This is a genomic window from Beduinella massiliensis (assembly GCF_900199405.1).
Classification (GTDB): domain Bacteria; phylum Bacillota; class Clostridia; order Christensenellales; family Aristaeellaceae; genus Beduinella; species Beduinella massiliensis.
Map to the genome: position 1 here is coordinate 2,093,876 of NZ_LT963430.1, position 13,105 is coordinate 2,106,980.

General features: G+C 60.4%; 11 protein-coding genes. All 11 read left to right on the forward strand.

Going from position 1 to position 13,105, the window contains the following annotated elements; translation table 11 throughout:
* The first annotated feature begins 71 nt into the window (after positions 1-71).
* The 11 genes from C1725_RS10270 (at position 72) to C1725_RS10320 (ending at position 13,017) form a co-directional block, all read left to right on the forward strand.
* Positions 72-3,086, forward strand: coding sequence for a DNA translocase FtsK (locus tag C1725_RS10270; RefSeq protein WP_346026558.1), 3,015 nt, complete (start codon positions 72-74; stop codon positions 3,084-3,086).
* Positions 3,087-3,138: 52 nt separating this feature from the next.
* Positions 3,139-4,941, forward strand: a complete 1,803-nt coding sequence (gene aspS, locus C1725_RS10275) for an aspartate--tRNA ligase (protein WP_102411518.1) — start codon at positions 3,139-3,141, stop codon at positions 4,939-4,941.
* Positions 4,942-4,944: 3 nt separating this feature from the next.
* Positions 4,945-5,373 carry a SoxR reducing system RseC family protein gene (locus C1725_RS10280; RefSeq protein WP_102411519.1) on the forward strand — a complete coding sequence of 143 codons (429 nt, stop codon included), beginning with the start codon at positions 4,945-4,947 and terminating at the stop codon, positions 5,371-5,373.
* Between the two features lie 47 nt (positions 5,374-5,420).
* Positions 5,421-5,750, forward strand: a complete 330-nt coding sequence (trxA, locus tag C1725_RS10285) for a thioredoxin (protein ID WP_102411520.1) — start codon at positions 5,421-5,423, stop codon at positions 5,748-5,750.
* A 257-nt stretch (positions 5,751-6,007) separates the two neighbouring features.
* Entirely contained in the window at positions 6,008-7,672 is a 1,665-nt protein-coding gene (locus C1725_RS10290) for an RNase J family beta-CASP ribonuclease (protein ID WP_102411521.1), read from the forward strand.
* A 74-nt stretch (positions 7,673-7,746) separates the two neighbouring features.
* Complete coding sequence (locus C1725_RS10295; RefSeq protein WP_102411522.1) at positions 7,747-8,100, forward strand: YlbF family regulator; 354 nt, start codon at positions 7,747-7,749, stop codon at positions 8,098-8,100.
* Between the two features lie 21 nt (positions 8,101-8,121).
* Entirely contained in the window at positions 8,122-9,318 is a 1,197-nt protein-coding gene (mltG, locus tag C1725_RS10300; RefSeq protein WP_102411523.1) for an endolytic transglycosylase MltG, read from the forward strand.
* A 39-nt stretch (positions 9,319-9,357) separates the two neighbouring features.
* The gene (locus C1725_RS10305; RefSeq protein WP_346026559.1) at positions 9,358-10,560 is read left to right on the forward strand and encodes a peptidase U32 family protein; all 1,203 of its coding nucleotides are present in this window, start codon (positions 9,358-9,360) and stop codon (positions 10,558-10,560) included.
* A 70-nt stretch (positions 10,561-10,630) separates the two neighbouring features.
* On the forward strand, positions 10,631-11,374 hold the full coding sequence (gene sigK / locus C1725_RS10310) for an RNA polymerase sporulation sigma factor SigK (RefSeq protein ID WP_102411525.1): 744 nt from the start codon (positions 10,631-10,633) through the stop codon (positions 11,372-11,374).
* 25 nt (positions 11,375-11,399) lie between these two features.
* Positions 11,400-12,143 carry a helix-turn-helix domain-containing protein gene (locus tag C1725_RS10315; protein ID WP_102411526.1) on the forward strand — a complete coding sequence of 248 codons (744 nt, stop codon included), beginning with the start codon at positions 11,400-11,402 and terminating at the stop codon, positions 12,141-12,143.
* Positions 12,136-13,017, forward strand: a complete 882-nt coding sequence (locus C1725_RS10320; RefSeq protein ID WP_102411527.1) for an EamA family transporter — start codon at positions 12,136-12,138, stop codon at positions 13,015-13,017. Before C1725_RS10315 ends, C1725_RS10320 begins: the two co-directional genes overlap by 8 nt.
* Positions 13,018-13,105: the final 88 nt, after the last annotated feature.

The following is a 13,105-nucleotide window of genomic DNA, read 5'->3' on the forward strand; positions in this document are numbered from 1 at the left end:
GTGATATAATAATCTGCCCGGCTTTTGTAAAGGCCCGGGCAGATTTGCTATTTGCATTGGGAGGACAGAGGATGGCCAAGGCCGTAAAGAATCGAAAAAAACGTAAGACGAGCACAGGCGACCGGATCACCCGCGGAGCCTGTGGAATTATGATTCTCTGCCTGGGCATTTTGATGTTCGTGTGCCTGTTCGTGACCTCGGAGGCCGCGGTGATCGTTCAGCTCCGCGCCGTCATGCAGGGGCTTGCGGGGGCAATCTGTCCGCTGATTCCGATCATCGTCTGTTGGGCGGGAATTTTGCTGACATTTTCCGCGCAGGCGCAGGTCAACGTGCGCAAGATCGTCTGTTTCGTCGTGCTGTTCATCTGCGTTTCGTCGATCTTTCAGCTCTATCAGATCAACGACGTGCGCAGGTACATGGAGTACCAGCACCTCTCGGAAGATTACATCACCTTTATCCGCCTTTCCTACATCCGCTCCAGCGCGATCAAGACGGGCGGCGGAGTACTCGGCGCGCTGCTCGCCTGGCCGATGTGGCGCGCGCTGGATCTGTGGGGCAGCATGCTGCTGTTCATCTTCGTGATTATCGCGGATCTGATGCTCATCACCAACGTAACGCTCTATCAGGTGGGCGATTACATCTCCGTCCTGTTCGGAGACATGCGCCAGAATCTGAGCGAGCGCAGGGAAGAGCGCCGCGCCGCCCGCGAGGCGGTGCAGGAGGAAGAAGCGCCTACGCCGTCCGCGCTCAAGACGCCTAAAGGAAAGAACGTAAAGCCCGCGCCCGAACCTGTTGAGTCTGAAGCGCAAGAACCGCCGGCGCCTGCTCCCTCCCGTGTAATTCGTGCGGAGGCGGAACTCGAAAAACCGCGTAAGCGCCGCGCACGCCGCAAGGTGGAAGAAGATCCGTTCGTTGCGGAGGAGCCCGTCTACGATCCCTATGTCGCTCCGGCGTATGGGATGGGAGAGGCGCCCTACGGCACGCGCGATGTTCAGCCCGAAGTGTATGAAGCGCAGGGCTATAGCGACGTCGGTTACAGCGATTACGACGATGCGCCGTCCCAGGGGGAGACGGGGTATTATTCTGCCTACTCGCAGGAAGAGATGCCTCCGTTTCAATACGACGACCGCAGCGCCTATGGCGACGTCACCGTTCACCAGACCGCTTATGAAGAGGTGCCTCAGCTCTACATCGAAAATATCGAAACCACGTCGGCCCCTGCGCCCGTCGCAGATTCGAAGGTACTCGACCTGCCGGATTTCATGCTAAGACGGCGCGAGGAAGCCGCAAGGGAGGCCGAAGCCGCCGCACAGATGCAGCCCGGGACGGAGGAATGGCCGCCTCCGGAAGAGCCGTGGGATGTGCCGGAGGAAGAAGTACCGGCGCCGCCTGCTTCAGACGATTCGGTGGAAGCGCCTCTTGCGGATGCGTCCTTTGACGAGGAACCCGCCGCGCCCGTTTCCGCGCCCCTGTCACCTTGGGCGGCGCAAAACCAGAACGCCGCAAGGCAGAGCGCTCCGGCCGTTATGAACGCTCCGGCGCGGGTAGACGCTGAAGAAACGCAGCCTTCTCCCCAAACGCGCAGGCTGGACGATACGCCCATCACGATTCCGAAGAAAGCGGAAAACCCACTGGCCAAGCCGGTGGAGCCGTACTTTTTTCCGCCGGTCGATCTGCTCAAGAACGGCAAGCCGCCGGTCAGCGGCGACACGCGTCAGCGGGACGAGGAAGGGGCGGCCAAGCTGGTCGGCACGCTGAAAAGCTTCGGCGTGCAGGCCAAGGTGCTCAACGTGACGCACGGTCCGGCGATCACCCGTTACGAGCTGCAGCCCGCGCCCGGCGTGAAGGTATCGCGCATCCTGGGCCTGGTGGACGACATTGCGCTCAACATGGCCTCTGCGGGCGTACGCATCGAGGCGCCGATTCCCGGCAAGCCCGCCGTAGGCATCGAGATTCCGAACGAGTCGATCTCCGCGGTCGCGCTGCGCGACGTGCTGGAAAGCGACGAAGCGCGAAGACATCCCTCGCCGCTCGCCTGTGCGCTGGGCAAGGATATCGCCGGGCGCAACATCATCGCGGATCTGGCAAAGATGCCGCACGTGCTGATCGCCGGCGCGACGGGCTCTGGTAAGTCGGTCTGCATCAACACGATTATCAATTCCATCATCTTCCGGGCGACGCCGGAACAGGTGCGCCTCATCCTGATCGATCCGAAGGTCGTGGAGCTTTCCGTGTATAACGGCATCCCGCATCTGCTGGTGCCGGTCGTGACCGACCCGAAAAAGGCCTCCGGTGCGCTGTCGTGGGCCGTCATGGAGATGGACCAGCGCTACAAGCGCTTTGCGGGGCAGGGGGTTCGCGACATCCGCGGTTACAACGCCTCGCTCCAGCCGGACGAGGAACGCATGCCCCAAATCGTCGTCATCATCGACGAGCTGGCCGACCTCATGATGGTCGCGCCCGGCGAGGTGGAGGAGTCGATCTGCCGCCTGGCCCAACTCGCGCGCGCGGCGGGCATCCATCTGGTGATCGCGACGCAGCGCCCCTCGGTCAACGTCATCACGGGCGTCATCAAGGCCAACATCCCCTCGCGCATTGCCTTTGCGGTTTCCTCACAGGTGGACAGCCGCACGATTCTGGACAGTGCGGGCGCGGAGAAGCTGCTCGGCAAGGGCGACATGCTCTTCGCGCCGCAGGGCACCAACAAGCCGCTGCGCGTGCAGGGCTGCTTCGTGTCGGACGAGGAGGTTTCGCGCGTCGTCGGCTACGTGAAGCAACGCTTCGCGGCAGAGTACAACGAGGATGTAATCGAGCACCTGAACAACACGGATTCCGAGCCGGAGGGCGAGGAAAAGAAGGATGGGGAAGAGGTCGTAGACGAGCTGCTGGAGCAGGCGATCGAGCTGGCGGTGGACGCCGGGCAGGCTTCGATCAGCATGCTGCAGCGGAGGCTCCGCGTGGGGTATGCGCGCGCCGGCCGCCTCATCGACGAGATGGCCCGGCGGGGTATCGTCGCCCAGGCGGAGGGGGCAAAGCCCCGCGCCGTGCTGATGACGCGTGAGGAATTTCGCAAGCTCAAGGAATGATTTGGGTTCCCATGGCAAACAATGCTTTTAAATACATAGGAGGGACTTTCCCATGGCTGAATGGCTAAGCGGATGGAAGCGCACCTGCATGTGCGGCGACGTTTCCACGGACAGGATCGGACAGGACGTTACCCTGATGGGCTGGGTGCAGCGCTCACGCAACCTCGGCAGCCTGATTTTCACGGATCTGCGCGACCGCGCGGGCATCGTGCAGGTGGTCTTTGACGGCGAGGACGACGACGAGCGCACTTTTGCCATCGGTAAGTCGCTTTCGCGCGAATACGTTTTGGCCGTTCGCGGCACGGTGCGCGCACGCGGCGAAGGCGCCATCAACGATAAAATGAAAACCGGTCAGGTAGAGGTGCTCGTGCGAGAGGCCAAGCTGCTCAACAAGTCCGAGACGCCGCCGATTTACATCGAAGACGATGCTGGGGAAGCGGAAAACGTCCGCCTGAAGTATCGTTATCTCGACCTGCGCCGTCCGGTGCTGCAAAACACGCTGGCCCTGCGCAGCAAGGTGCTTTCTGTCATTCGCCGCCACATGGAGGGCGAGGGCTTTCTGGAGGTCGAAACGCCCATCCTCACCAAGTCCACGCCGGAGGGCGCGCGCGATTACCTGGTGCCCAGCCGCGTGCACCCGGGCGAGTTTTACGCGCTGCCGCAGTCTCCGCAGATTTACAAGCAGCTGCTGATGCTCGCAGGGTACGACCGTTATTTTCAGGTTGCGCGCTGCTTCCGCGACGAGGACCTTCGGGCCGACCGTCAGCCGGAGTTCACACAACTTGACCTTGAAATGTCCTTCGTAGAGCCGGAAGACATTCAGAACGTCGTCGAGGGCGCGTTCGCGGACGTGTTCCGCGAGGTCAAGGACATGGACATTACCCTGCCGCTTCCGCGCGTTACCTGGCGCGATGCGATGGACATGTACGGCTCCGACAAGCCGGACACGCGCTTTGAGATGAAGATACGGTGCGTGGATGAGCTGGTGAAGGATTGCGGCTTCAAGGTGTTCGAGGACGCCGTGGCCGAGGGACGCACCGTGCGCGCGATCCGCGCCGAGGGCGCGGCGAAGCTCTCGCGCAAGGAAATCGACGCCCTGGGCGAATTCGTGAAGACCTATCACGTGAAGGGACTGGCCTGGGCGACCGTTTCCCTAGACGGCGCGGTGCGCAGCTCCTTCGCCAAGTTCATGAAGCCGGAGGCCTTGCAGACTTTGATCGAGGCCATGGGGGTAAAGCCGGGCGACGCGCTGTTCCTGATCGCGGACAAGAAGTACGTCGCGCTTACGGCCATGGGCCAGCTGCGCCTGCGTCTGGGACATGAACTGGGCCTCATCGACAAGAGTCGCTATGACCTGCTGTGGATCACGGAGTTTCCGCTGCTCGAGTGGAGCGACGAGGAAAATCGCTTCGTGGCCCAGCATCATCCCTTTACATGCCCCATGGACGAGGACTTTGAGCTCATGGAAAGCGACCCGGGCGCGGTTCGCGCGAAGGCCTACGACCTGGTGCTCAACGGAATCGAAATGGGTTCGGGCTCGATCCGCATACATGCCAGCGACCTGCAGGAGCGCATGTTCCGTCTGCTCGGCTTCACGCACGAGCAAGCGTGGGAGCGTTTCGGCTTCCTGCTCGAGGCGTTTAAGTACGGCACCCCGCCGCATGGCGGCTTCGCGTTCGGCGTGGATCGCCTCATCATGCAGATTACGGGACGCGAGAGCCTGCGCGACGTCATCGCGTTCCCGAAGGTGCAGAACGCTTCCTGCCTCATGATGCAGACCCCCTCGAACGTCGCGCAGGATCAACTCGACATGCTGCATATCAAGACCTGTGAGGAAGAAGAGACGGAGGAATAAACCTTGCGCAAGACGGGAACTGTGGTGAACGTAAACGCCGACGATACGATCGAGGTGCTCTTTGAGCGACCGGAGGCATGCGCCAAGTGCGGCGCGTGCAGCGAAGGGAAAACCCAATGCACGAGCCTTACGATTAAGGCGCGTGCTGGCCTCGGCGACGAGGTCGTGGTGGAGATTCCCGAGGGACGCGTGGCGCAGGCGTCCATGCTGGCCTATATCGTGCCGCTCGCGCTGTTCATCGCGGGTCTGCTCGTGGCGGGCCCCATCAGAACCGCGCTGAACCTATCGATTCAGGCGGATCTGTTCACCGTTTTGTGCGGCCTGCTCGGGATCGGCGCGGCCCTGCTCGTATTGCGCGCGCTCGAGCCGCATATGAAAAAGAAGGGCATGTGGCAGCCGCGCATTGTTTCGATCCGGCAGAAAAATGCTTGACGGCGCGTCCGGGATAAAACGAACGCAGACCGAAAAGGAGGAAAAATATGAACGCATTTGTTAAGGAATTTACGGAACAGAACTTTGAGACGGAGGCAATGGCCTCCGACCTGCCCGTGCTGGTGGACTTTTGGGCGCCCTGGTGCGGACCGTGCCGCATGGTCGCTCCGCACGTGGACGCCGTCGCTGAGCAGGCGCAGGGCAAAGCGATCGTCGGCAAGGTCAACGTGGACGAGAGCAGCGCGCTCGCGCAGCGCTTCGGCGTGATGAGCATTCCCACGCTTGTCGTGCTCAAGGGTGGACAGATGGTAGAGCGGGTCGTCGGCGCGCGCGGCCAGGCGGACATCCTCGCGCTGCTCACGCCGTACATGGACTGAAAAAATCTGTAAACATTTACAAATCCAGGCATGCGCTTTGTCAAAAAAGCACATGCCTGGATTTGTATTTTCTTTTGTACAGAAAGCGAAATGTGTGCTATAATAACCATGACATACTATGGCAGGGTGGACGGATACCTGCATAAAACCATACAAAAAGCACATGCCGGCATTGAAAGACATGCGGATTGTGCTTTAAGTAAATGTATACACATTCTAGTCGTGAGAGGAACAGGACGACTTGAAAGGAGGAAAACGTGGCAGAATTTCCATCTAAACTTCGTATCATACCGCTGGGCGGCGTGGACGAGATCGGCAAGAACATCACGGTTTTTGAGTATGGAGACGACATCATCGTGGTGGACTGCGGATCGATTTTCCCCAAGGAGGATATGCTGGGCATCGACCTGGTCATCCCGGACGTGACGTATCTGGTGCGAAACAGAGATCGCGTCCGCGGCTTGCTGCTCACGCATGGCCATGAGGATCACATCGGCGCCATCCCGTACGTGATGCGTCAGATTCCCATGCCCATTTACGGCACACGCCTGACGCTTGCGTTGGTCGAAAACAAGCTGCGCGAGCACAGGATCAGCGGAATCCCCATGCAGGTCATCCAGCCGAAGGATACCGTGCAGCTGGGGAGCTTTACCGTTCAGTTTATCAAAGTCAGCCATTCAATCGCCGGTGCGGTCGCGATGGCGATTACGACGCCCGCGGGCACGGTAATCGTAACGGGCGACTTCAAGGTTGACTACACGCCCATTGACGGCGTGGTAACCGATCTCAATACGTTCGCCGCCTGGGGCAGCCGGGGCGTGCTGGCGATGCTGTGCGAATCCACAAACGTCGAACGTCCGGGCTATACGATGTCCGAGCGCAAGATCGGCGAGACGTTTAACTCGTATTTTCGCGACGCCGCGGGACGCATCATCATCGCCATGTTCGCCTCCAACATCCACCGCATCCAGCAAGTGGTAGATCTCTGCGTACAATATCACCGCCGGATCTGTTTTATCGGCCGCAGCATGGTGAATAATATGAAGGTCGCCATGACGCTGGGCGAGCTGAAAATTCCGGTCGGCTGTTACATCGAGGCGGACGATCTGGACGACTTTCCGGACAACGAAATCGTGGTGCTCACCACGGGCAGTCAGGGAGAGCCCATGTCGGGGCTTACGCGCATGGCTTACAGCGAACACCGCAAATTGCAGATTCGCTCGACCGACCTGGTCATCCTTTCCGCCTCGCCGATTCCCGGCAACGAGGTGCTCGTCTCGCGCGTCATCAACCAACTATACCGCTGTGGGGCGCAGGTGGTCTACAAGGCGATCGCGGACGTGCATGTGTCAGGGCACGCCTGCCAGGAGGAGCTCAAGCTGATTCACACGCTCGTGCATCCCAAGGTTTTCATCCCGGTGCACGGCGAGTTCAGGATGCTCTGCCAGCACGCAAAGCTGGCCAAGTCCATGGGCATGGATCCTGACAACATCATCATTCCGGAACTGGGGCAGATCATCGAGCTGGGCGGCAACGGCGTGCACATCGCAGGCGCGGTGCCGACGGGCGCGATCATGGTGGACGGACTTGGCATCGGAGACGTGGGAAACGTAGTGCTTCGCGACCGCAAGCACTTGGCGCAGGACGGGCTCATCATCGTTGTCATCGGCGTCAGCCGGGAAACGGGGCTCATCTCTTCCGGTCCGGAGATCATCTCCAGAGGCTTCGTGTACGTTCGCGAAAACGAGGAGTTGATCGAAGGCGTCAAGCAGGTGGTGCAAAACGTGCTGTCACAGTACAGCACGATCGAGACGTCCGACTGGACGCCGATTAAGAATCGCATCAAGGACGACCTGCACCGGTACCTGTTCGAGTGCATTAAACGTAACCCGATGATTTTGCCGATCATCATGGAAACCTGAGCGAAAAACAAATGTATGAAAGCGTGCAACGCAGGGGATGCGTTGCACGTCTATATTGAGGGAGCGGATCGGACGTGAACATTTACGATACTGCGAACCGCCTGGCGGGCGAAATCAGAAACAGCGACGAGTGCAAGGAGCTTGCCCGTCTGCGCGAGGCCGCCTATGCGGACGAAACGAACCGCGCGCTGCTGAAGGAGTACAAAAAGTTGCAGCTACAGCTTCAGATGAGCATGACCGGCGCAGCTGGGAAGATGCCGGATGAAGAGATGAAGCGCTTTCAGCAGCTTGCCACGCTGCTATACATGAATCAGGACGTCCAAGCGTACCTGCTGGCGGAAATGCAGATGCAAAAGACGCTGGCGGACGTATTCAAAATTTTGTCAGACGCCGCGGGGTTGTCCCTGGAGCTGCCGGACGGCGTCTGACAGACGGGAGGCTGAACCCATTTGGGGAAAAAACAGAAAAAGGTGCCGCGCGATTACGACCACAAGACGCTGCATGAGGAGCGCTCCTACGGCTTCTTCTGGTACGACTGGCTGTGGGCTGTGCTGAGGCCGCTGGTCGTCTTCACTGCGTCGCTGGCAATCGTCTGCGGTCTTTTGATGACCGGCTGGAGCTTCGTGTCGGATCACTTCGTCGGTCCCGTGAACGCGGAAGATCAAACGCCTGTCACCTTTACGGTGTCCTCGGGCAGCTCGCTCTCGCGCGTTTCGCGCGAGTTGGAGGAGGCGGGTCTCATCCATAACCGCACGGTCTTTAAGTACGTGACGGACTTTATGGGCAAGGGACAACGCATTCAGTCCGGCGAATACATGCTGGCAAAGTCCATGGATATGATGGAGATCATGGATCAGCTGACCACGGGCGACGGCAAGCCGAACACCGCGCGCATCACGATCATCCCCGGGTGGACGGTGGAGGACATCGCCGCGCAGCTGTTCAAGGACGGCATTATCAAGACCGAGGAAGAATTCCTGACGTTGTGCAAGACCGGGGAAAACTACAAGGATTACTACTACATCGCGGACGTGCTGGGTTCGCCCAACGTCAGCCAGCGGAAGTACGTGCTGGAGGGCTATCTGTCGCCCAATACGTACGAGGTGTACACCTCCGCGACGGCGGACGACATCATCAAGAAGCTGCTGGCGCAGACGGAGGCCGTGTATCCCGCGACCTATGACGAACGCGCCGAGGAGCTGGGCCTCACGATGGATCAGGTACTGACGCTGGCTTCGATGATCGAAAAGGAAGCCAAGACGGCAGACTTCGCCAAGGTGTCGGCGGTGTTCCACAACCGTTTGAAGCAGAACATGACGCTGGGGTCGGACGTCACGATTAAGTACTACCTGAACTCCAGAAAGATGGCGCTCAGCGACGAGGAGTTGGCAGTCAACACCGGCTATAATACCTACAAGAACAAGGGGCTGCCCACGGGCCCGATCTGTAATCCTTCGACGGACGCCATCATCGCGGCGCTGTATCCGGACGAGCAGTACCGCCAGCAGGGGTATCTGTACTTCTGCAGCAAGGATCCAAACTCCGGCGAACTGCACTTCTCCAAGACGCTGGAAGAGCACGAAGCGGCGGTTTCCATGTACAGGCCGCTTTGGATCGAATACGACAAGAGCAGGGGCATTGAGTAAGCCATGAAAATTCCAGAGCTACTGGCACCGGCGGGCGGTATGCGGCAATTGCGCGCAGCCGTCCGCTTCGGCGCGGATGCCGTCTACGTCGGCATGAAGAATTACGGCCTGCGAGCCTACGCAGGAAATTTTGACGACGCGCAGTTAAAAGAGGCGATAGCCATCGTACACGGCGCGGGCAAGCGCTTGTACGTGACGATGAACATCTTTGCGTACGACGAGGACATCCCGGGCATGTTAAACGCCGCGCAGCGCGCGCAGGCGCTCGGGGTGGATGCGGCTATCGTTTCGGATCTGGGCGTGATGACCCTCCTGCGGGAGCAGGTGCCCGCGCTACCGCTGCACGTGAGCACGCAGGCCAACACGGTTAACGCGCGTACCGCCTCGCTGTATCATGCGTTGGGCGCGCAGCGCGTCATCCTCGCGCGCGAGCTGTCGCTTTCGCAGATCCGCCAGATTCGCGAAAACACCCCCGGGGAGCTGGAGCTGGAAGCGTTCGTGCACGGGGCTGTGTGCATGAGCTACTCCGGACGCTGCGTGCTGAGCAATTACCTGACCGGGCGGGACGCCAATCAGGGAAGCTGCGCGCAGCCGTGCCGTTGGCGCTACGCACTGGCCGAGCAGACGCGCCCCGGCGAATACATGCCCATCTCGGAGGACGCGCGCGGCACCTACATCCTCAGCGCGCATGACCTGTGCATGATCGAGCACATACCCGAACTCGTAGAGGCCGGCATCGCCAGCCTTAAAATCGAAGGACGCATGAAGACGGAATACTACGTGGCCACCGTGGTGGGGGCGTACCGCCGGGCGCTGGACGCGTATCAGCGCTCTTTGCCTGAATACGAGGGCCTGCGCGCGTCGCTTGTGCGGGAGCTGGAAAAGGCGAGCCACAGGCCGTCGGACACGGGCTTTTACTTCGGGCGGCCGGAGCAGTGCGCCGGTGCGGAGGGCTTCCGGCAGGACAGCGAGTTTACCGCCGCCGTGCTGGACCGGCTGCCGGGCGGTGAGATTTTGTTGGAGGTAAAGAACCGCTTCTTTACCGGCGACGCGCTGGAAGCAATGACCCCGCAGGGCATCGTCCCGCTCACCGTGGGGGAGATCGTGATGGAGGAAACCGGCGAGCGGGTCAGCGTCGTCGGTCATCCCAAGGCGCGCGTTCGCATCGCCGCGCCGGAGGGAATCGGCGCGGGCGATTTGCTGCGCGGGCCGTGCCGCAATCACGCGCGGCAGGGCGGTTGACGTTTTTCTCTGGCAAGGACAGACAGTTTTCGCGCAGATGCCGCATACGTTTCCCGCGGAGGGATGCGAAATGCTGACATCTGCGCTTTTATGGCTCGTCAAGGACGCGCTCTTTTTTCTGGCTTACGTATCAGGCAGATCCGCCTTTGCAAAGCCGCTGAACGCGAAGGAAGAGGCGCACTGCATCGCGCGCATGCAGGCCGGGGATGCGCAGGCGAAGAACGAGCTCGTCGAGCACAACATGCGCCTCGTGGCGCACATCGCGCGTAAGTACACCGTGCCGGGCTACGATGCGGACGACCTGATCTCCATCGGGACGATCGGCCTCATTAAGGGCGTAAGTACATTCAAATCGGGCACAGGCACCCAGCTCTCGACCTACTGCGCGCGGTGTATCGAAAACGAAATACTGATGGTGCTGCGTGCGTCACAGAAGCGCAAGGGCGACGTCTCGCTATCGGAACCGATCGGCACGGACGGCGAAGGCAACGAGATTACGCTCACCGACATCCTGGGCACGGACGAAAACGCAGTGCCGGACGAGGTGGACCGCAGGCTTTCCATCGGCAAGGTGGCGCGGCTGATCCGCACCCAGCTGCCCGAGCGCGAGCGGGTCGTGCTGGAGCTGCGATACGGGCTTACGGATGGCGTGCCGCACTCGCAAAAGGAGGTCGCCCGCGTGCTGGGCATCTCGCGTTCCTATGTGAGCCGCATCGAAAAGCGGGCGCTCGAAACGCTGTGCGACAGCTTCAAAAAGCCCCTGCCGAGCGAAAAAAGCACAATCGTTCAAGACAAGGCAGCCAGAATGCGATAAAATACGAAGGAACGGAGGATGCGCTATGTCTGGGTCTGGAATTGAGGCAGTGGAAATCAGCGGACAGGTGGTGCCGCTCACACGGCATTTTCACAGCTATTACGTCGTGGGGTTAATCATCCGCGGCGCGCGGATCATGTCCGCCGAGGGCGGCCAGTATCCCGTGTGTACGGGCGATATGATGCTGCTGAATCCCTGTCAGGTTCACGCCTGCGTGGCCGCCTCCGACGCCCCCTTCGCCTACCGTGCGCTGCACATCGCGCAGACGCAGATGGAGGCGATGACCGAATGCGCAGCGCCCCGGTTTACGGCGCCCGTCTTAAAGGACGCGGCGATTGCGGAAGATTTCCTGCGGGCCTATGAGCGCGATTCCTGCCGTCCTGCGTTTTTGCGACGCCTGAGCCGGGAACATATGCGCCGCGGGCCGCACGAGCCTGTGGACACGCGCTTTGAAGCGGCCTGCGCATACCTGCGCGAGCACTTTCGGCGCGGCGTTACGGTTTCTGAACTGAGCGGGTTTTGCGGATGCAGCCGCTCTTATCTTTTGCACTCGTTTACGCGCGAGCTCGGCATCCCGCCGGGAGCTTATCAAGAGGCGCTCAGGGTCGAATGTGCGCAGGAGGGGCTGCGGCGCGGGATGTCTCCCCTGGAGGCGGGCATGGAGGCCGGATTTTGCGATCAAAGCCATTTCACACGATTTTTTAAACGCTTTACCGGCATGACGCCGGCTTACTATCAGCGCATGATTGGAGAACGCACACATGAATAAGGATCCAAAAACGGGACATCTGCTGGCAGCGATGACGGTGATCGTCTGGGGCACGACGTTTATTTCCACGAAGGTTCTGCTCAGGACGTTTGAGCCGATTGCCATCCTGTTTATCCGCTTTCTGCTGGGGTACGGGGCGCTGTGGCTGGCCGCGCCGCGTCCGCTCAAGACACGCGGTTTTCGGGAAGAGCTGCCGATGATAGCCGCCGGTCTTTGCGGCGTGACGCTTTACTTTTTGCTGGAAAACATCGCGCTGGAGTACACGTATGCCTCCAACGTGAGCGTGATTCTTTCCGTCGCGCCCTTTTTTACGGCCATCCTGTCCTTCTTCTTTTTGAAGGGCGAACGGCCGGGTGGATTTTTTTTCGCAGGCTTTGCCGTCTCGCTTCTCGGCATCGCCTGTATTGGATTCGCGGGCAGCGCGCTCGCGCTCAATCCGCTAGGCGATGTGCTGGCGCTGCTCGCGGCCGTCGTCTGGGCGGCCTACACGATCCTGACGCGGCGCATCGCCGGCTTCGGTCACAGCACGGTGCAGACGACGCGACGGATCTTCTTCTGGGGGCTCGTCTTCATGCTGCCGGTGGTTCCCCGGATGGTTCATTCGTTCCCCTCGCCCGGCGGGCTTAGCCTAACGGCGCTGCTCAATCTGCTGTACCTGGGCTTCGTCGCGTCCGCGCTCTGCTTCGTCACCTGGGGGCGCGCGGTGCAGTCGATCGGCGCGGCCAAGACGAGCGCGTACATATATCTGGTGCCCGTAGTGACGGTCGCCGCGTCTTCGCTGCTGCTCAAGGAGCGGGTGACGCCGCTATCATTCCTGGGCGTGCTCCTGACGCTGCTAGGCCTGATTCTATCTCAGCGCAAAAGCAAAATTTGATGCCGTTTGGCCGCCAAAGTGTATTGGCGGCTTTTTTCTGCGTAAAAAAGCGCAATATTTTGCACAATGAGAAGGGTGCGCTGCAACA

Coding starts and splice junctions, on each gene's coding strand:
- C1725_RS10270 (WP_346026558.1), top strand. CDS start 72: ATGGCCAAGGCCGTAAAGAATCGAAAAAAACGTAAGACGAGCACAGGC.
- aspS (WP_102411518.1), top strand. CDS start 3,139: ATGGCTGAATGGCTAAGCGGATGGAAGCGCACCTGCATGTGCGGCGAC.
- trxA (WP_102411520.1), top strand. CDS start 5,421: ATGAACGCATTTGTTAAGGAATTTACGGAACAGAACTTTGAGACGGAG.
- C1725_RS10305 (WP_346026559.1), top strand. CDS start 9,358: ATGCGGCAATTGCGCGCAGCCGTCCGCTTCGGCGCGGATGCCGTCTAC.
- sigK (WP_102411525.1), top strand. CDS start 10,631: ATGCTGACATCTGCGCTTTTATGGCTCGTCAAGGACGCGCTCTTTTTT.
- C1725_RS10315 (WP_102411526.1), top strand. CDS start 11,400: ATGTCTGGGTCTGGAATTGAGGCAGTGGAAATCAGCGGACAGGTGGTG.
- C1725_RS10320 (WP_102411527.1), top strand. CDS start 12,136: ATGAATAAGGATCCAAAAACGGGACATCTGCTGGCAGCGATGACGGTG.